We start from the raw sequence: 17555 nt of genomic DNA on the forward strand, positions 1-17555 counted from the left end.
ATCGTCGGGTGATGCGAGAAAACGTGCAGTTCGATTCGGTCGACGTGGCGATTCTGCGCCTGTTGCAGAACGACGGCCGGATGCCGAACAAGGACCTCGCCGCCGCGGTCGGGGTGGCGCCGTCCACCTGCCTGGACCGCGTCGCGCGGCTGCGCCGGGCCGGGGTGATCACCGGTTACGCCGCCACCGTCGATCCGGTCACGGTCGGCCGTGACGTCGAGGCGCTGCTGATGGTGCAGGTGCAGCCGCACGCCCGGCCGCTGGTCGACCCGTTCGTCGCGCATGTGCTCGCGCTGCCGGAGACCCGGGCGCTGCACCACGTCACCGGCGAGGACGACTTCGTCGTGCACGTCGCCTGCGGCAGCACCGCCGACCTGCAGCGCCTCGTGCTCGACGAGATCACCGCGCGGCGCGAGGTCGGGCGGGTGCGAACCCATCTGATCTTCTCGACCTGGTCCGGCCCGCCCGTCCTGCCGTTCGAGCCGTCAGGCCAGTGAGACGGCGACCAGTTCGAGGAGGTCCATGCCGGCCTGCATGCCGGCCTCCATGCCGGAGTTGACGTGCGCGTCCCGGTCCGTCTGGTCGCGGTGCTCGACCAGCATCTCCAGGTAGGTCCGGCCGTCCTTCTCGGTAAGCGTCGTGGTGACCAGCGCCGCGTGATCGTCCGGGTCGGGGATGCCCTCGAAGGCCTCGGTGTTGACCAGGCGCTCGGGCTCCCGGATCTCGCGGTATTCGCCGTGGAAGGCCACCTCGAAGCCGCCGTTGGCCTCCAGCACGTAGCGCCACCTGCCGCCGACCCGCAGGTCGACCTCGGCGATCGTGACGGTGCCGTGGCCGCCGCTCCACCAGCGCTTGATGAGCTCCGGCGTCGTGTAGGCCTTCCACACCAGCCGCGCGGGTGCGTTGAACTCGCGGGTGATCATGATCTGGTTGCCGGCCGGCAGCGTGACCTTCGCGGTGCCGTTAGTCGTGGTCGCCATCTGTCTCCTCCGCCTTTCTGAGCTCGTCGAGAACGTCGTCCATGAGGTCGAAACGGGTGTTCCACGACTGCTCGTATCCGCTGAGCCAGTCGTGGATGGTCTTCAGCGGCTCGGCGTTCAGCCGGTACATCCGGTGCCGTCCCTCGTCGCGGACGCGCACCAGGTCGACCTCGCGCAGCACCCGCAGGTGCTTGGAGACCTGGGGCTGTGCCAGCCCGAGCAGCTCCACGAGGTCGTTGACCGGCAGCTCGCCGGCCGCGAGGAGGTCGAGGATCTGCCGCCGCCGGGGCTCGGCCACCGCGTTGAACGCATCCGTCGTCGTTGCCGCTCGCGCCATGGGCCAATCGTATACCCATAACGGCATACGTCAAGCCGGCACGGCGTCCCACCAGGCCGGGAGCGTCGCCGGGGCCCAGCCGGAGGGCGGCCGGAAGTCGAGGTGGCTGCCGTCGAACGGGTAGGCCGCCGCCTCGACGAGCCCGGTCACCCGTCCCGCCTCGGCCCGGATGGCCGCCGCCTGCGCCGGGTCCAGCGCCGCCAGGTCGTCCTCGTCCTTGAGCAGCCAGGCGCGGTCGGCGCCGACCAGCACGTCGAGCGACTGGTCGCGGGTGTCCACCCCGCCGGGCCAGCGCCGGGCCGGCGTCTCCAGGTTGACGTACCAGCCGGCGAAGGTGCCGTCCGGGAGCCAGTTCCAGGAGACCGAATGGGCGGCGCCGGGCGGCATGAGCAGCAGCGTGCGGAAGGTCCGCTGGTGGCTCGGGCTCAGCATCGTCGGCATCGCCACCTCGGCGGCGATGCTCAGGTGCCGGGTCGGGCCGCCGGCCAGATCGGTACGCCGCATGGTCTCGGCGCCGCACTCGAACCACAGCAGCAGCCCGTTCGCGTCGTCCGCGACGACCAGGGCCGCCAGCGCGGCGGCGATGCGGCGGTCGGCGTGCAGATAGCGCCGGACCACCTGCTGCCCGGGACGGAACGTCACGCGGTCAGCGACAGGCCGCGCGCGTCGAGCGCCTCGGCCAGGATGCGCAGCGCCTTGGGGCCGACTCCGTGCAACGCGGCAAGCGAGGCCCGGCTGACGCCGTCCAACTCCGGCAGGCGGTGGTATCCCGCCTGGTGCAGGGCTCGCGTGGCGGGAGCGCCGATGCCGGCCGGCAGGTCGTCAGTCGTCATGCCGAGTACTTTGACACGCCGGCCGCGGTGCCCGGCCACGAACGGGCGCGGGCCGCCCGGGTGGATGCCCGGGCGGCCCGCCTCGCGTTCGCGGATCGGTCGGTCAGCAGGCGACCCAGGTCCGGCCCGTCTTCTGCTTCCACGTGCAGGTGTCGACGTTCTTGCCGGCGGCGTTGCGCAGCGTCGCCGTGTCGCCGGTGTTGTTCCAGATGTAGTTCCCGCTGCCCCAGAAGACGATGCGGCCGTTCCTCGTGCCCTTGCCGGTACGCAGCCACATGCGGCCACCGTTGGCGGCGATCGTCACGTTGCCGAACGTGTACACGTGGTTCGACGCGTCGCGGATCGTGTAACGGCTGAGGTTGACCGGCTTGCGGCCGCTGTTGATCAACGAGACCCACTCGTTGTTGAGGCTCGCGTTGGTGCGGGTGTCGCTGCCCGGTGAGTCGTACTGGGCACCGTGGAAGCGCAGGCTCGGCGTGGCCGCCGAGGCCGGGCCGCCGATCGCGAGCGTGCCCGCGACTGCCATCGTCGCCGCCGCGAGGATGCTTGTCGTTCTGCGCACCGTACCTCCAGGTTTCGTGGGCGTGTCCGCCGATTCTCTGCGCGTTCGCGGCCGCGCCGGGGACGTGGAGTGCGGCGTGGCGGCCCGAAAACCATCACCGGCCGGCGGTGTCGGATAGCCGTCGGTCGGCGGACCTTCATCCTTTCGGGTGCGGCTTTGACGCTGGTGTCTTGGGTTCGCGGCAGCACAATGTTTTGGTGCTAAACCAGACATCTAGTGATTCCTGGCAGCATCTACTCGAAACGCCGCGAAAGTCTCTCTGGGCGCGGTTGCCATTCGGGGTACGGATGGCCACCGCCGGACTCGGGGCGCTCGCCCTCGTGTCCGGCTCGGCAGCGGTTGTCGCTGCCCTGACGAGCACGGACACGCGAGTGGTGACCGCCGTCGGGCGCGACTCGTCGGTCGTCGAACTGCCTCCGGCCGACGAAGCCGAACTCGGCTCCCAGGACGCCGCCGGCGAGAAGGCGGGCGGCCGCAACGCCTCCGGCCGCGACGCCGGTGACCGGAACGCGGGCCTGCCGGACACCGGTCACGCCGGGGCGGAAGAGGCGGACGACGGCAGGTCGAAACCCGGCGAGGCGGATCGGACGGCGACCCGCACGCCGCGGCGGACGACCCTGCACGCCGGCCGGAACCCCGCCGCCGCGCATGCGGGCGGATCCGCGCGCACGGCGGGGCCCGGGGGCCCCGTGGTGCGCGTCGAGCGGATCTCGGAATCCGAGTCGATCCCGTTCCGGACCCGGCTGGTCCGGGATCCGTCGCTGCCGCCCGGCAGCCGGGCGATCCAGACGCCGGGCATTCCCGGCGAGCGGATCCTGCACTACGAGGTGACCTTCACCGGCAGCAAGGAGACGGGACGGCGGCTCATCGACTCGACCGTCACCCGCGAGCCGCAGCCCCGGATCGTCGCCTTCGGCAACCGGCGCGGTGGCATCCGGCCCGGCGGCGGGCGGGTGCACCCGGGTGAATGCCGGCTCGCCATCGGGCCGTGCATCGGCCTGGGCCGCGGCACCATCTGCATCGACCGCAAGGGCGATCAGGGCGAGGAGGGCCTCGTCGACGGCGACCTGAGCCTGCTCACCCCGGCCGACATCGACGAGCTCCAGCTCAGGCTGCCCTGCGTCGACGAGCCGAAGGACGCCGCGAAGGATCCCGCGAAGGACGTACCGAAGGCCACCGCGACGGATCCCGTGAAGGCCCCCGCGGCGGTCGCCGCGACCGATGCCGTCGCGGACGAGCGGCCGCAGGACGGCGACCGGGGGTGAGCCCGCCGGCCCCGGCGCGACCGCCGCGGCCGGACCCGGACCGCGGCGCCGCCCGCGTTGCGGCAGGATGACGGTGTGGCGTTGAGCGATACGCGGCTGCACGAGCTCGCCGCGGGCCTGGCCGGGGTGCCCGGCGTGACCGGTGTGCTGCTGGGCGGGAGCCGGGCCCGGGGCACGCACCTCCCGGACTCCGACACCGACCTGGGCGTCTACTACCGCACGCCGCTCGACGTCGGGGCGCTGGCGGAGTCGGCCAGATTCTTCGGCGGCCCGGCGGCGCGCGTCACCTCGCCCGGCGAGTGGGGACCGTGGGTGGACGGCGGCGGCTGGCTGACCGTTGACGGCGCGGCGGTCGACTGGATCTACCGCGACGTGGCGCGGGTCGAGCGGGCCTGCGCGGACGCGGAGCAGGGCCGGTACGCCTTCCACGCGCAGGTGGGCCATCCGCTGGGCGTGCCGGACTTCGCGTACGCGGGAGAGGTTGCCCTGGGGGTGATCCTGGCCGATCCGGCCGGCGAGCTGGCGGCGCTGCAGGAGCGGGCCCGGGTCTTTCCGCCGGCGCTGCGCGACAGCCTCGTCGCCGGCCTGTGGGAGGCGGACTTCCTCGCCAAAGTGGCACGCAAGGCGGTGCCGCGCGGGGACTCGGCCTACCTGGCCGGCTGCCTGTTCCGGCTGGTGGGGCTGTGTGCGCACGCGCTGCACGGCGCGGCCGGGCGCTGGCTGATCAACGAGAAGGGCGCGGTCGCCGCGGCCGCCGCCCTGCCCGGCGCGCCGCCGCGGTTCGCCGAACGGATCAACGCCGTTTTCGCCGACCTGGACGGCGACCCGGTGCACCTCGCGACGGCGCTCGATGCCGCCGTCGACCTCGTTCTGGATACCGCCGACGCGTGCGCCATGATGTCGCGATGACAGCTGACGAGCCCACGATTCTCGCCACGAGCGCCGGGTTCCGGCGCGGCCGCTACGGCATGTTCGACCTGCGGGTGGGGCCGATCCACCACTTCGCCGCGGAGCTGGCGAACGCCGGTGACACGGCCAAATTCTGCTACCTGCACCAGGCGGTCGGTGACCCCGTCGACTACATCGGAGCGACCTACGCGGCGTTCGCCAAGACCCGCTACCGGGCCTCGCACCTGCAGCTGTTTCCGATGCCGAACCACGACGACATCCGCGCGCACCTGCTCGACCAGGACGTGATCTGGGTCAACGGCGGCAGCGTCGCCAACCTGGTCGCGGTCTGGCGGGCGCACGGCCTCGAGGAGATCCTGCACGAGGCGTGGCAGGCCGGGGTGGTGCTCGGTGGCGTGTCGGCCGGCTCGATCTGCTGGCACCAGGGCGGCAGCACCGACAGCTTCGGCACCGAGTTGCGGGCGTTCACCGACGGCCTGGGCTGGCTGCCCTACAGCAACGGGGTCCACTACGACGCCGAGGAGCAGCGCCGCCCGACGATGCACAAGCTGATCGCCGACGGGACGCTCGGCGACGGCTACGCGACCGACGACGGCGCCGGCCTGGTCTATCGCGGCACCAGGCTGGCCGAGGTAGTGGCCGACGCCGAGGGCCCGCTGGGCTACGAGCTCAAGCGGGCAGCGGACGGCTCGGTCACCGAGACGCCGCTGCCCACCCGCGTGTTGCAGTACTAGGGGAGGATCCACTTCTGGTTCGCCGCGCCCAGGCAGTCCCAGATGTGGATCTGCTGGCCGTCGGCCGGGTTGTTCTGGCTCACGTCCAGGCACTTGCCGGATTGCGGATTGCGCAGGGTTTGGTCGGACTGGGCCGACCAGTTCTGCGCGCCGGTCCCGTTGCAGGTGTACAGCTGGGCCTTGGTGCCGTTGGCCGAGCCGCCGCCGGCGACGTCGAGGCACTTGCCGAGCGCCTTCACCGGGCCGTTCGGGGTGACGGTCCAGGTCTGCGCGCCCGAGCCGTTGCAGGTGTAGAGCTGGATCTTCGTGCCGTTCGCCGTGCCGCCGCCGGCGACGTCGAGGCACTTGCCGGCCAGCCCGACGATCGGGCCGACGCCGGTCGGCGGGGTGCCGCCGAGCTCCTTGATCCGGACGTTGCGGAACGCGGCGTCGTCTCCGTCACCGTGGTTCTGCAGGCCGATGTGGCCGGCCAGCGAGCGGACCGGGTCGGTGTTGGTGAAGTCGTTGATCTTCGTGCCGTTCAGGAACACCTGCAGGCGCTCGCCCTCGACCAGCAATTCGTAGGTGTTCCACTCGCCGGGCGGGTTGAGCGCGGCATCGCGGGCGGCGAGGTCGGCGGACTTGAACGTGTAAATCGAGCCGGTGGTGCGGTCCGCGGAATCGGTCGCGTCGATCTGCACCTCGTAGCCGTTGTTCACCGCCGACCACGGGTCGGTCGACGGCGGGAAGCCGACGAAGACGCCCGAGTTGTCGTCGCCGGCCAGCCGCCAGTCCAGCTTCAGCGAGTAGTTGGTGAACTGCTTCCCGCTGTACCAGAACAGGCCCATGCCGCCGACCGAGGTGAGGGTCGCGTCGCTGTTGGTGAAGCTGCCCGGGCCGGCCTGCGACCAGCCGGCGGTCGAGCCGTTGTAGAGCGTCGTGTAGCCGGTCTCCGGGCGGCAGTCGGCGTTTGTCGCGCCGGCCGCGTACCGGATGCCGCCGAGCAGGTGCGCCCGGAAGGCCGGGTCCGCATAGGACTCGTTGGTGTGGCCGCCGCCGGTGTAGAACGACCGGCCGCGGTCGAGCGTCTTGCACCAGACGTGCGGATGGTCGGCGCCCATGCCGCCGCCCGAGTACGAACTCTCGTCGAGGGTGGCCAGCACGTGTGCGGTGGAGCGGGGGTTGGTGCGGTAGTTGTACCACTCGTCCGTGCGGGTCCAGCGCTGTGGCAGGTGCGCCGTCGCCGCTTGGCCGCGGTCGCCGACCACCACCGCGGCCGGCTGGATCGCCGGATGCGACGCGAACCAGGCGCCGACCAGCTGGCCGTAGAACGGCCAGTCGTATTCGGTGTCGGCGGCGGCGTGCACGCCGACGTATCCGCCGCCGCCGCGGATGTAGCCCTCGAAGGCGGTCTGCTGGTTGTTGTCGAGCACGTCGCCGGTCGTGTTGAGGAAGACGACGGCCTCGTAGCCGGCCAGCCCGGCGGCGGTGAACACCGCCGGGTCCTCGGTCGCGGTGACCGAGAAGCCGTTGGCCGCGCCCAGGTCACGGATGGCCTGGGTGCCGACGGCGATGGAGTCGTGCCGGAATCCGGCCGTACGGGAGAAGACCAGCACGTCGTACGGGTCGTCGGCGACCGCCACCGGGGCGGGCAGCAACATCAGGGCGGCTAGCAGCTTGCCGATCATGGCAGCACCCACTTCTGGTTGGCGGCGCCCAGGCAGTCCCAGATGTGGATCTGCTGGCCGTCGGCCGAACTGTTCTGACTGACGTCGAGGCACCTGGCCGACTGCGGGTTGCGCAGGCTGCCGTCGGCGTTGGCGGCCCAGGTCTGCGCGCCGCTGCCGTTGCAGGTGTACAGCTGTGCCTTGGTGCCGTTGGCGGTGCCGCCGCCGGCCACGTCGAGGCACTTTCCGAGCGCCTTGACCGGGCCGTTCGGGGTGACGGTCCAGGTCTGCGCGGCGCTGCCGTTGCAGGTGTAGAGCTGGATCTTCGTGCCGTCGGCGGAGGCGCCGCCGGCGACGTCGAGGCACTTGCCCGCCAGCCCGACGATCGGGCCGCCGCCGGAGTTCAGCGTGAACGCGTCCACGTCGAACAGCGCCCCGGTGCCACCCGCGAAGGTCAGGTAGAGGGTGCCGGTGCTGGCCGGCGCGCCGCTGACCGTACCCGTGACGTTGGTGAAGGTCTCCCAGCCGCCGGTGACCGGCACCGTGGCCGAGCCGAGCACCGTGCCGGTCGGCGACCCGGTCCGGACCTGCAGGGTGCCGCCGGTCCCGCCGGAGGAGACCCGGGCGGTGAAGGACGTCACGCCGCTCAGCCGGTACGGCTCGAACGCGATCCAGTCCCCGTTGTTGATGTTGCCGACGGTCTCGCCGCCCTCGGCCTGGGTCTTGGCGATCGGGTCGACGCCGGACGCGGTCTTGAAGTGCTCGGCCTGCCGGTGCCGCGGCTGCAGCGTGTGCTGGGTGTGCGTGGTCAGGCCGCCCGCGTCGGTGTACTCGGCGTCGAAGACCGCGAAGATGTTCGCCGCCGAGTCGTGCTCACCGTCGACCGGGATGGTGATCGAGCCGGTGCAGCCGTTCTGCGAGGTGATCTGGTGGCCGTGGCTGTCGTGGCCGAGCACGTAGGTCATCTTCACGGCGGCACAGTTGATCGAGCTGTCCTCGGGGTCGGTGACGGTGATCGAGAACGGGATCGTGTTGCCGTACGAGAAGAGCGAGCCGTTGAACGGGCTGTTGATCTTGACCGTCGGCGCGGTGTTGCCGACCGTGATGATCACGTTGGCGGTGCCGGTCAGGCCCTCGGCGTCCTTCGCGGTCAGGGTGACCGTGTAGGTCCCGTTGGCCGTGTAGGTCTTCGACGGGTTCGCGGCGGTGGAGCTGGTGCCGTCGCCGAAGTTCCACGAGTAGGTGAGCGCGCTGCCCTCCGGGTCGGAGGATCCGGCCGAGGAGAAGGCGACCGCCAGCGGCGCCTGGCCGGACGTCCGGTTGGCGCTCGCCACCGCGGTCGGCGCCCGGTTCGAGCCGGCCAGGTAGTCGAAGCGGTACAGCGCCGAGTTGGCGTCACCGTTGAAGTAGCCGGTGCCGTAGTCGAGGACGTAGAGCGAGCCCTCCGGACCGAAGGCCATGTCCATGACCTGCTTGCCCACCCACGGGAAGCTCGAGATCTCGCCGACCGAGCCGTCCGCGCCGACGTGGATCGGCTTGATCCAGCCGCGGCCCAGTTCGCCGGCGAAGAAGTGCCCGTTGAGGGACTCCGGGAACTTGGTGGGTGAGGCCAGGTTCGGGTCGAAGCGGTAGACCGGGCCGCCCATCGGGGACTCCGAGCCGCTGCCGAACTCGGGCGGGCTGCCCGCGTCGCCCGCGTACCGGATCCAGGCCGGCCGGGCCGGCGGGAGCTTGGTCAGGCCGGTGTTGCGGAACGAGTTGTTCGTCGGCCCGCCGGCGCAGTCGTACTTTCCCCCGGTGCCGCCGGTGGCGAAGTTCCACTCGTTGTAGGTCTCGGTGCTGGTGTTCGTGCCGGTGCAGTACGGCCAGCCGTAGTTGCCGGGGCTGGCGATCCGGTTGAACTCGACCTGGCCGCTCGGGCCGCGGTTCGGATCGGTCGAGCCCGCGTCGGGTCCGTAGTCGCCGAGGTAGACGACGCCGGTCTGCTTGTCGACGCTCATCCGGAACGGGTTGCGGAAGCCCATCGCGTAGATCTCGGGCCGGGTGTTCGCGGTGCCGGGCGCGAAGAGGTTGCCGGCGGGCACCGAGTAGCTCCCGTTCGCGTTCACCTTGATGCGCAGCACCTTGCCGCGCAGGTCGTTGGTGTTGCCGGCGCTGCGCTGCGCGTCGTAGCCAGGGTTGCGGTCGGTGCGCTCGTCGAGCGGCGAGTAGCCGGCCGAGTCGAACGGGTTGCTGTCGTCGCCGGTCGACAGGTAGAGGTTGCCGGCCGCGTCGAAGTCGATGTCGCCGCCGACGTGACAGCAGAGGCCGCGGTTGGCGGGCACGTCGAGGACGTCGACCTTGCTGGCCGTGTTGAGGGTGAAGTCGGCGTTGAGCGTGTAGCGGGAGAGCCGGTTGACACCGGTCCACGCGGACCAGTCCGATCCGGTGGCCGGCGCGTCGCCGGCGGGGGTGCTCAGCGGCGGCGCGTAGTAGAGGTAGATCTGCCGGTTGGTGGCGAAGCCGGGGTCGACGCCGACGCCCTGCAGCCCCTCCTCGTCGTGGCCGTACACGGCCAGCGTGCCGACGACGGTCGTGGCGCCGTTGCGGTCGGTGCGCCGCAGCGTGCCGTTGCGGGCGGTGTGCAGCACCGAGGAGTCGGGGAGCACCGCGATCGCCATCGGCTCGCCGACCTCGGCGACCCCCTTGGCGAGCGTCACCTGCTGGAAGTCGGCGGGGTCGATGCCGTGCGCCTGTGCGGGTGCGGCCACGGCGACCAGGCTCGCGGCGACGAGCAGTGTCACCCCCGCCGCATATCTAAATCTGGGCATGCTTCGATGTCTGACGGACATAGGGGTCCAGTCCCTTTCCTGACGTAGGGGAGTTGCCAGGTGTGGGGCTACCTTGCGCCGATACGCCGAGCCCTGGCCAAGCGGCGCGACCCCGGGGATGATCTTGCCGCTTGTTACTAACGTGTAACAGTGTGCAAACGTTAGTAACTTGTGGCTCGCCTGTCCACACTTTCGTTCATGTCGCGTCGACTTTTGTTCATCGCGCTAAAAGTTCGGCCCGCAGCCCATGAGAAACTGGGCGTGCGGGCCGGATGGGCGCGGGGGCCGGGCTAGGACGCGTAGTGCAGGATCACGTTGTGCACGTGCTGGGTCTTTTCCGACCCGCGGAACTCGACCTCGTAGCTGTGCTGGCCGACCGTGATCGCGATGGTGCCGCTCGAGAAGAACTGACCCGCCCAGCTCTTGTTGCTGACCACGCTGACGCTGCTCACCTTGGAATAAGGGATGCTCGTGATCGCCACGCGCTTCCCGACGAACGACTTGTCCTGGATGATCACGCGGCGGGTGGTCAGCCCGAGGAAGCCGGTGCCGGCGCCGATCGCGTCGTACACCGCAATGATCTGCTCACCCTCGAGCAGGCCGCTCTCGATCTGCTGGAGCTGGCCCTTGCTGTCGAAAATCGGTGCCGTCATAGCCGAGAGGCTACTGGGGCCCGACCACCGTGCGGTATGCATCCTCGATCCGGGCGGCCAGGGTGACCTCACCGTCGGTGATGGCCACGCCGTCCGGCGCGCCGAGCAGGATCTGCGTGTGACCGTCCATGCGCCGGATGCTGGGACGCAGGCGCAACGTGTCGGCCGCTACCTTGATCCGTTCGGTCAGGTCGGCATGCTGGCTGTCGTCGCACGCGAGCACGCGCTTCAACTGGACGCCGTCGCGGGTCCACCCGCCGAGCACGGCGAGGGCATCGCTGAGATAGTCGGAGCGGATGCCGCGTATTTTCCTACCGCGCATGGCCCACCTCCCTGGCGTCGTTGCCGGCTTGTGGCCAAACTGTCGCCGTGTCGTCATGGTCGGTGCCAAACAGTCTTGCGTTCCACGCCAACTATGTCCACGCCCACATATCCGTGTTCTCGTGACGATCGGGACGGCTCGGGCAACCTGATCGGCTGAGTTTTGTGGCACGCTCTTGGCTCATGCGCCACGAACGCCACGTCAGCGGCCGGACAACACCGAGAGTGATTGTCGCGGCAGTGATCGTGACCGATGGCCGGGTGCTCGCGTGTGAGCGCTCGGCGCCGCCGGAGGCCGCCGGGCGCTGGGAGTTCCCGGGCGGCAAGGTCGAGCCGGGGGAGACCGACGCCCAGGCGCTGGCCCGCGAATGCGCCGAGGAGCTCGGCGTGCGGGTGCGGGTGGGTGCCCGGGTGGGCCCGGACGTGCCCCTGGCGCACGGCCGAGCCCTCCTGCGGGTCTACGCGGTGACGCTGCTGAACGGCGACCAGCCGCGCGCGCTCGAACACTCGGCGATGCGCTGGCTGACCGTCGACGAGCTGGACAGCGTCCCGTGGCTGCCGGCGGACAGGCCGATCGTCGCCGAGCTGCCCGGGCTGCTGGCCTCCCTAGGACCCGAAGGTCTTGCGTAGCTCCCGCTTGAGGACCTTGAAGCTCGGTCCCATCGGCAGGGCGTCGACGAACCGGACCTGACGCGGGTACTTGTGCCGGCCCAGCTTCTCCTTCGACCAGTCGATGAGCTCCTGCTCGGTGAGGCCGCCCGGGCCGGCGACGACGACGGCGCAGATCTCCTCGCCGAACACCTTGTCGGGCACCCCGATCACGGCGACCTGCACCACGGCCGGGTGCCGGGCCAGCGCCTCCTCCACCTCACGCGGGTAGACGTTGAAGCCGCCCCGGATGACCAGGTCCTTCTTGCGGTCGACGATCGTGATGAAGCCCTCGGCGTCCTTGACGCCCAGGTCGCCGCTGCGGAACCAGCCGTCGACCAGCGCCTTGGCGGTCTCCTCCGGCCGGTTCAGATAGCCGGCGAAGACGTTGTGGCCGCGGATCACGATCTCGCCGAGCTCGCCGACCGGCAGCAACTCGACGCGCTCGTCGATCTCCGCCCGGGCGATCTCCACCTCGACGCCCCAGACCGGGTGCCCGATCGAGCCGGGCCGGGTGCCGAAGCCGGGCTGATTGGCGGTCGCCGTCGGTGACGTCTCGGACAGGCCGTAGCCCTCGTAGATCGTCGAGTTGAAGGCCTCGCTGAACCGCTCCAGCACGGCCACCGGAAGTGACGCCCCGCCGGACACACAGAGTCGCAGGTCGGGCAGCTTGTCCGCCTTCGCCGCCGCCTCGAGCAGGCCGATGTACATCGTCGGCACGCCGTGGAACACCGTCACCCGCTCGCGGACCATCAGGTCGATGGCCGCCTCGCCGGTGAAGCGGGCCAGCAGCACGAGGGTCCCGCCCAGCCGGAAGGTGCCGTTCATGCCGACGGTCTGGCCGAACGTGTGGAACAGCGGCAGGCAGCCGAGGACCACGTCGTCCTCGCGCGCGTCGTTGGCGTCGAAGACGTTCACGATCGTGTTCATGACCAGGTTGAGATGGGTCAGCAGGGCGCCCTTCGGCTCGCCCGTGGTGCCGCTGGTGTAGAAGACCACCGCGACGTCCTCGGCTTCCCGGCCCACGTAGGTCGGCAGCGGCGTGGCCGCGGCCGCGGCCTCCTCCAGCCGCGGCGGCGCGTCGGGCACGCCGGGCGGCATCGGGCCGACGCTCACCAGCCGGGCGCCGGCGAGGCCCGCGGCGGCGGCCGCCGTCCGCAGCTGGCTCGAGTGCGCGATGAGCACGTCGGTGCCGCTGTCGCGCAGCACGTACGCCATCTCCTCCGCGGTCAGCAGCAGGTGAACCGGGACGATCCGCGCGCCCACCGCGAGCGCCCCGTAGTAGGCCCGGGGGAAATCGGCCACGTTGGGGATCAGGACGGCGACGGTGTCGCCCGGCCCGACGCCGAGCTCGCGCAGGCCCGCGGCGTACGCCAGGGACTGCTCCCAGAGCTCCCGGTAGGTGATCCGGTCGTCGCAGTCGACGACCGCGACCTTCCGCGGGTAGCGCCGAGCGCCCTCGGCCAGGATCGCCGCCAGCGACAACATCGTCATGCCAGGTGTCCGCCTATCTTGGTATAGCCGCGCAGCAGGTCGCGGGAGATGATCAGTCGCTGCATCTCGTCGGTGCCCTCATAGATACGCATCAACCTAACCTGCCGGTACCAGCGCTCGATCGGCAGCTCACGGGTGTAGCCCATGCCGCCGTGTATCTGCATCACCCGGTCGACGACGTTGTTGACCATGCCGGCGCCGTAGAGCTTCGCCATCGACGACGCGTGCCGCGGATCGTCGCCCTGGTCCACAATCCACGCGGCGCGCAGGATGAGCAACCGGGCGGCCTCGAGCTCCACCTCGGAGTCGGCGATCATCCACTGGATCGCCTGGTTGGTGCCGATCGTGGTGCCGAAGGTCTCGCGGGTGTTCGCGTACTCGATCGCCATGCCGAGCGCGCGCTCGGCGATGCCGACCGCGGCCGACGGGATCAGGTAGCGGCCCTTGCCGATCCACTTCATGCCCAGCTCGAAGCCCTGGCCGATCTCGCCGAGGATGTTGCGGGCCGGCACCCGCACGTTCTCGAAGATCAGCGAGGCCGGGCCGCCCTCGCCCATGGTCTGGATGAACTCGGAGCGCCAGCCCATCTCGCGGTCGACCAGGAAGGCGGTCGTCCCGCCGCCGCGGACGCCCTTCTCCCGGTCGGTGACCGCCACGACGATCACGAAGTCGGCATCGTTGCCGTTCGTGATGAACGTCTTCTCCCCGTTGAGGATCCAGTCGTCGCCGTCGCGCCGGGCGCTGAGCTTGATGTTCGCCGCGTCGGAGCCGGCGCCCGGCTCGGTGATGGCGAAGCAGGAGATCCGGTCGCCCTCGATCGTGGGCACCAGATACTCGGCCTTTTGCTCGTCGTTGGCGTGAAACAGGATGTTGTCGGCCTCGCCGCCGAACTTGAACTGCACGAACGTGCGGCCGACCTCGGTCCAGATCAGCGACTGGACGACCGCGGGGAGGTCCATGCCGCCGTACTGCTCCGGGGTCGACAGTCCCCAGAAGCCGAACTTCTTCGCCTTGAGCTGCAGCTCGCGCAGCTCGCTGCGCTCGAGCCCCGGCAGATGGGCCCGCTCGCGCCGCAGCGCCTCCTGCTCGAGAGGCATGACCTCGCGGGTGATGAATGTCCGGGCGGTGTCACGAACCGCCCTCTCCTCGTCGCTGAGTGAAAAGTCCACGTGATAAAACTAGCGGTGTAAGTTTTGCGCCGTCCAGAGTTTCAGGAGCGTTAAATGGCCCGGCCCCGGCAGACGCTGCTCACCCGCGAGCGGATCGTCGAGGTGGCGGGCGCTCTGGTCGACGCCGAGGGGCTCGAGGCGGTCTCGGTCCGGCGGCTCGCCACCGAGCTCGGCGTCGCCGGGCCCTCGCTCTACAACCACTTCGCGACCAAGGCGGAGATCCTCGACGCCGTCGCCGACGCCGTCGTCGCCCAGGTCGACGTCTCCTACTTCGTCGGCCACGACTGGAGCGAGGCGCTGCGGCTCTGGGCGCACTCCTACCACGCGGCGCTCTCCGCGCACCCGAACATCGTCCCCGTCCTCGCGCACGGCCCCGGCCGCCGGCCGGCGGCGCTGGCCATGGCCGACACCGTCTACGGCGGGCTGATCGCGGCCGGCTGGCCGCCCAGCCGGGCCACCCACATCGGCGCCCTGATGCGGTATCTCGTGACGGGCGCGGCGCTCGGCTCGTTCGCCCTAGGCTTCGACGAGGACCCCGAACTGTACGACGAGCGCTACCCGCACCTGCGCAACGCACACCGGCTCGCCGAGCGCCGCCAGAGCGTCGACGAGGGCGCGTTCGCCCTCGGCCTGGATACCGTTCTCACCGGCCTGGAACTGAAGAAGGCCGGCCTGGATTCGCTGAAAGGGAGCCTGACATGAGCCTCTCGCGCGACAAGATCTACCTCGACGGGTCCTGGGTGCCGCCGTCGTCCGGGGAGACGATCCCGGTCGAGAACCCGGCCACCGAGGAGATCCTGGGTCACGTGCCCGCCGGCGCCGCCGAGGACGTCGACCGGGCCGTCGCGGCCGCGCGCCGGGCGTTCCCCGGCTGGGCGCAGACCTCGATGGCCGAGCGCGGCGCGGTGCTCGGCAAGCTGCACGAGTCGCTCGCCGCCCGGGCGGGCGACATCGCCCGCACCGTCGGGCTCGAGCTGGGCGCGCCGCTCAAGGTCGCGAAGTCGGTCCAGGCAGGACTGCCCCTCCTGGTCCTCCGGGGGTACGCGGACCTGGCGGCCGAACCGGTACGCGAGGAGACGATCGGCAACTCGCTTGTCGTCCACGAGCCGGTGGGCGTCGTCGGGGCGATCACGCCCTGGAACTACCCGCTGCACCAGGTCGTCGCCAAGGTGGCCGCCGCACTGGCGGCCGGGTGCACGGTGGTGCTGAAGCCGAGCGAGCTGACGCCGCTGGTCGCGTACCTGCTGTTCGACGCCGCCGACGAGGCCGGCCTGCCGCCCGGCGTGCTCAACCTGGTGCCGGGTACCGGCCCGGTGGTCGGCGCCGCGCTCGCCGGGCACCCGGACGTCGACATGGTGTCGTTCACCGGCTCGACCGCCACCGGCCGGGCCATCACCCACGCCGCGGCGGACCGGATCGCCCGGGTGTCGCTCGAGCTGGGCGGCAAGTCCGCCAACGTGATCCTCGAGGACGCCGACGTGACCCGGGCGGTCAAGGTCGGCGTGGCCAACGCCTTCCTCAACTCCGGCCAGACCTGCACGGCGTGGACGCGCATGCTGGTGCACCGCAGCCACTACCGGGCGGCCGTGGAGATCGCCGCTGCCGCCGCCGCGACCTACCCGACCGGCGACCCGTTCGACGAGGGCACCCGGCTCGGCCCGCTGGTGTCGGCGGCGCAGCGCGACCGGGTCCGCGGCTTCATCGCCCGGGCCGGCGCCCGGCAGGTGGCCGGCGACGCGGCGGTGCCGGACCGGGGCCACTTCGTCGCGCCGACCGTGTTCGCGGACGTCGACCCCGCGAGCGAGCTGGCACAGGAGGAGGTCTTCGGCCCGGTGCTGTCGATAATCGAGTTCGATTCCGACGACCACGCGGTGGAGATCGCCAACAATTCGAGGTATGGCCTGGCCGGCGGCGTCTGGGGCAGCGAGGACCGGGCGATGGCGGTGGCCCGGCGGATGCGCACGGGCGCGGTCGACGTCAACGGCGGCTCGTTCAACCCGGTCGCGCCGTTCGGCGGCTACAAGCAGTCCGGCCTCGGCCGGGAGTTGGGGCCGTACGGCCTCGCCGAATTCCAGCAGACGAAGGCGATTCAGCGGTGAGCGCATACATGCAGGGCCTGGTCGTCCGGGACAAGGGCGCGGCGCCCGCGGTCGAGGAGCTGCGACTGCCCGAGGTCGGTCCCGGCCAGGTCCGGGTCCGGATCAAGGCGGCCGGCGTCTGCCACTCGGACCTGTCCATGGTGAACGGCACCCTGAGCGCGCCGCACCCGCTGGTGCTGGGCCACGAGGCGGCCGGCGAGGTGGTCGAGGCCGGCGCGGGGGTGACCCGGGTGCGCGCCGGCACGCATGTCGCGCTGAACTGGGCGCCGCCCTGCCGCGACTGCTGGTTCTGCGCGCACGGCGAACCGTGGCTGTGCTCGGCGGCGAACGTGGCGGCGCTGGAGAACGGCATCACCCTCGACGGCGCCCCGGTCCACGTGACGCTCGGGCTCGGCGCGTTCGCCGAGCAGGTGGTGGTGCCGGAGAAGGCCGTCATGGCGGTGCCGGACGAGCTGGCCTGGGAGAGTGCGGCCCTGCTGGGATGCGCGGTCCTGACCGGCACCGGCGCGGTGCGCAACACCGCGCGGGTCGCGGCGGGCTCGTCCGTCGTCGTGATCGGCCTCGGTGGGGTCGGCCTGTCGGTGGTCGCGGCGGCCCGGGCGGCCGGCGCCGGGCCGGTCATCGCGGTCGACGTGTCGGAGGCGAAGAAGGCGCTGGCGGTGGCGGCGGGCGCGACGGACTTCGTGGTCTCCTCGGAGAACCTGTCGAAGGAGATCCGAGGGCTGACCTCGCGGCTGGGCGCGGACCACGCGTTCGAGTGCGTGGGGCGCGCGGCGACGATCCGGGCGGCCTGGCGCGCGACCCGCCGGGGCGGCCAGGTGACCGTCGTGGGCATGGGTGGCGCTGACGACATGGTCGAGCTGAGCGCGCTGGACATCTTCAACAGCGCCCGCACGCTGCGGGCCTCGGTCTACGGCTCGGCGGACCCGGACCGCGAGGTGCCGGAGCTGGCGCGGGACGTGCTGTCCGGCGCGCTCAGCCTGGACCACCTGATCACCGACCGCATCACCCTGGCCGACGTTCCGGAGGCCTTCGACCGGATGTCCCGCGGCGAGGGCGCCCGCTCGGTGGTGATCTTCTAGCCGGCCGGTGCCG

At 71.2% G+C, this 17555-nt stretch carries 19 protein-coding genes; 8 read left to right on the forward strand and 11 right to left on the reverse strand.

The features are described 5' to 3' along the window. The first annotated feature begins 11 nt into the window (after positions 1–11). Positions 12–497: an Lrp/AsnC family transcriptional regulator gene (locus AB0F10_RS00485; protein ID WP_360619460.1), complete on the forward strand. Its 486-nt coding sequence runs from the start codon at positions 12–14 to the stop codon at positions 495–497. Here AB0F10_RS00485 and AB0F10_RS00490 read toward each other — a convergent pair. From AB0F10_RS00490 to AB0F10_RS00510, 5 genes are all read right to left on the reverse strand, one after another. Then, complete coding sequence (locus tag AB0F10_RS00490; protein ID WP_360619461.1) at positions 486–980, reverse strand: SRPBCC family protein; 495 nt, start codon at positions 978–980, stop codon at positions 486–488. The two genes, AB0F10_RS00485 and AB0F10_RS00490, sit on opposite strands and share 12 nt — an antisense overlap. Next, complete coding sequence (locus AB0F10_RS00495) at positions 964–1317, reverse strand: metalloregulator ArsR/SmtB family transcription factor (protein WP_360619462.1); 354 nt, start codon at positions 1315–1317, stop codon at positions 964–966. The genes AB0F10_RS00490 and AB0F10_RS00495 overlap by 17 nt, the downstream gene beginning before the upstream one ends. 30 nt (positions 1318–1347) lie before the next feature. Beyond that, the gene (locus AB0F10_RS00500) at positions 1348–1959 is read right to left on the reverse strand and encodes a DUF402 domain-containing protein (protein WP_360619464.1); all 612 of its coding nucleotides are present in this window, start codon (positions 1957–1959) and stop codon (positions 1348–1350) included. Continuing rightward, the gene (locus AB0F10_RS00505; protein WP_360619465.1) at positions 1956–2150 is read right to left on the reverse strand and encodes a DNA-binding protein; all 195 of its coding nucleotides are present in this window, start codon (positions 2148–2150) and stop codon (positions 1956–1958) included. The genes AB0F10_RS00500 and AB0F10_RS00505 overlap by 4 nt, the downstream gene beginning before the upstream one ends. A gap of 103 nt (positions 2151–2253) precedes the next feature. Next, positions 2254–2712, reverse strand: a complete 459-nt coding sequence (locus AB0F10_RS00510) for a lamin tail domain-containing protein (protein WP_360619466.1) — start codon at positions 2710–2712, stop codon at positions 2254–2256. 287 nt (positions 2713–2999) lie between these two features. Here AB0F10_RS00510 and AB0F10_RS00515 point away from each other — a divergent pair, with 287 nt between their 5' ends. From AB0F10_RS00515 to AB0F10_RS00525, 3 genes are all read left to right on the forward strand, one after another. Further along, positions 3000–3977, forward strand: coding sequence for a G5 domain-containing protein (locus tag AB0F10_RS00515; RefSeq protein WP_360619468.1), 978 nt, complete (start codon positions 3000–3002; stop codon positions 3975–3977). A gap of 75 nt (positions 3978–4052) precedes the next feature. Further along, positions 4053–4886, forward strand: coding sequence for a nucleotidyltransferase domain-containing protein (locus AB0F10_RS00520; protein WP_360619470.1), 834 nt, complete (start codon positions 4053–4055; stop codon positions 4884–4886). Beyond that, positions 4883–5620: a peptidase E gene (locus tag AB0F10_RS00525; protein ID WP_360619472.1), complete on the forward strand. Its 738-nt coding sequence runs from the start codon at positions 4883–4885 to the stop codon at positions 5618–5620. Before AB0F10_RS00520 ends, AB0F10_RS00525 begins: the two co-directional genes overlap by 4 nt. Here AB0F10_RS00525 and AB0F10_RS00530 read toward each other — a convergent pair. From AB0F10_RS00530 to AB0F10_RS00545, 4 genes are all read right to left on the reverse strand, one after another. After that, positions 5617–7287 carry a ThuA domain-containing protein gene (locus AB0F10_RS00530; protein ID WP_360619473.1) on the reverse strand — a complete coding sequence of 557 codons (1671 nt, stop codon included), beginning with the start codon at positions 7285–7287 and terminating at the stop codon, positions 5617–5619. The genes AB0F10_RS00525 and AB0F10_RS00530 overlap by 4 nt on opposite strands. Beyond that, complete coding sequence (locus tag AB0F10_RS00535; RefSeq protein ID WP_360619474.1) at positions 7284–10076, reverse strand: PQQ-dependent sugar dehydrogenase; 2793 nt, start codon at positions 10074–10076, stop codon at positions 7284–7286. The genes AB0F10_RS00530 and AB0F10_RS00535 overlap by 4 nt, the downstream gene beginning before the upstream one ends. Positions 10077–10366: 290 nt before the next feature. Continuing rightward, on the reverse strand, positions 10367–10729 hold the full coding sequence (locus tag AB0F10_RS00540; RefSeq protein WP_360619475.1) for a PH domain-containing protein: 363 nt from the start codon (positions 10727–10729) through the stop codon (positions 10367–10369). Positions 10730–10739: 10 nt separating this feature from the next. Continuing rightward, entirely contained in the window at positions 10740–11051 is a 312-nt protein-coding gene (locus AB0F10_RS00545) for a pterin dehydratase (RefSeq protein ID WP_360619476.1), read from the reverse strand. A 182-nt stretch (positions 11052–11233) separates the two neighbouring features. Between AB0F10_RS00545 and AB0F10_RS00550 the strand changes: the two genes are divergently transcribed. Then, complete coding sequence (locus tag AB0F10_RS00550; RefSeq protein ID WP_360619477.1) at positions 11234–11680, forward strand: (deoxy)nucleoside triphosphate pyrophosphohydrolase; 447 nt, start codon at positions 11234–11236, stop codon at positions 11678–11680. Here AB0F10_RS00550 and AB0F10_RS00555 read toward each other — a convergent pair. Together AB0F10_RS00555 and AB0F10_RS00560 are read right to left on the reverse strand one after the other, a co-directional pair. Further along, positions 11657–13192: a long-chain fatty acid--CoA ligase gene (locus AB0F10_RS00555; protein WP_360619478.1), complete on the reverse strand. Its 1536-nt coding sequence runs from the start codon at positions 13190–13192 to the stop codon at positions 11657–11659. The genes AB0F10_RS00550 and AB0F10_RS00555 overlap by 24 nt on opposite strands. Continuing rightward, complete coding sequence (locus AB0F10_RS00560) at positions 13189–14361, reverse strand: acyl-CoA dehydrogenase family protein (RefSeq protein ID WP_360619480.1); 1173 nt, start codon at positions 14359–14361, stop codon at positions 13189–13191. Before AB0F10_RS00560 ends, AB0F10_RS00555 begins: the two co-directional genes overlap by 4 nt. Before the next feature lie 54 nt (positions 14362–14415). Between AB0F10_RS00560 and AB0F10_RS00565 the strand changes: the two genes are divergently transcribed. Genes AB0F10_RS00565 through AB0F10_RS00575 form a run of 3 tightly spaced genes read left to right on the forward strand, consistent with a single transcriptional unit; the run spans position 14416 to position 17542 of the window. After that, entirely contained in the window at positions 14416–15063 is a 648-nt protein-coding gene (locus tag AB0F10_RS00565) for a TetR/AcrR family transcriptional regulator (RefSeq protein WP_360619482.1), read from the forward strand. After that, positions 15060–16460, forward strand: a complete 1401-nt coding sequence (locus AB0F10_RS00570; protein WP_360619483.1) for an aldehyde dehydrogenase family protein — start codon at positions 15060–15062, stop codon at positions 16458–16460. The genes AB0F10_RS00565 and AB0F10_RS00570 overlap by 4 nt, the downstream gene beginning before the upstream one ends. After that, complete coding sequence (locus AB0F10_RS00575) at positions 16457–17542, forward strand: alcohol dehydrogenase catalytic domain-containing protein (RefSeq protein ID WP_360619485.1); 1086 nt, start codon at positions 16457–16459, stop codon at positions 17540–17542. Before AB0F10_RS00570 ends, AB0F10_RS00575 begins: the two co-directional genes overlap by 4 nt. The last annotated feature ends 13 nt before the right edge of the window (positions 17543–17555 follow it).

The sequence above is a fragment of the Actinoplanes sp. NPDC026623 genome, from assembly GCF_040638275.1.
GTDB lineage: Bacteria > Actinomycetota > Actinomycetes > Mycobacteriales > Micromonosporaceae > Actinoplanes.

Bases quoted from the DNA above. Each gene is read 5' to 3' on its own strand.
- AB0F10_RS00550 (WP_360619477.1), top strand. From the start codon at position 11,234: ATGCGCCACGAACGCCACGTCAGCGGCCGGACAACACCGAGAGTGATT.
- AB0F10_RS00515 (WP_360619468.1), top strand. From the start codon at position 3,000: ATGGCCACCGCCGGACTCGGGGCGCTCGCCCTCGTGTCCGGCTCGGCA.
- AB0F10_RS00545 (WP_360619476.1), bottom strand. From the start codon at position 11,051: ATGCGCGGTAGGAAAATACGCGGCATCCGCTCCGACTATCTCAGCGAT.
- AB0F10_RS00530 (WP_360619473.1), bottom strand. From the start codon at position 7,287: ATGATCGGCAAGCTGCTAGCCGCCCTGATGTTGCTGCCCGCCCCGGTG.
- AB0F10_RS00570 (WP_360619483.1), top strand. From the start codon at position 15,060: ATGAGCCTCTCGCGCGACAAGATCTACCTCGACGGGTCCTGGGTGCCG.
- AB0F10_RS00490 (WP_360619461.1), bottom strand. From the start codon at position 980: ATGGCGACCACGACTAACGGCACCGCGAAGGTCACGCTGCCGGCCGGC.
- AB0F10_RS00495 (WP_360619462.1), bottom strand. From the start codon at position 1,317: ATGGCGCGAGCGGCAACGACGACGGATGCGTTCAACGCGGTGGCCGAG.
- AB0F10_RS00540 (WP_360619475.1), bottom strand. From the start codon at position 10,729: ATGACGGCACCGATTTTCGACAGCAAGGGCCAGCTCCAGCAGATCGAG.
- AB0F10_RS00505 (WP_360619465.1), bottom strand. From the start codon at position 2,150: ATGACGACTGACGACCTGCCGGCCGGCATCGGCGCTCCCGCCACGCGA.
- AB0F10_RS00485 (WP_360619460.1), top strand. From the start codon at position 12: ATGCGAGAAAACGTGCAGTTCGATTCGGTCGACGTGGCGATTCTGCGC.
- AB0F10_RS00535 (WP_360619474.1), bottom strand. From the start codon at position 10,076: ATGCCCAGATTTAGATATGCGGCGGGGGTGACACTGCTCGTCGCCGCG.
- AB0F10_RS00555 (WP_360619478.1), bottom strand. From the start codon at position 13,192: ATGACGATGTTGTCGCTGGCGGCGATCCTGGCCGAGGGCGCTCGGCGC.
- AB0F10_RS00525 (WP_360619472.1), top strand. From the start codon at position 4,883: ATGACAGCTGACGAGCCCACGATTCTCGCCACGAGCGCCGGGTTCCGG.
- AB0F10_RS00565 (WP_360619482.1), top strand. From the start codon at position 14,416: ATGGCCCGGCCCCGGCAGACGCTGCTCACCCGCGAGCGGATCGTCGAG.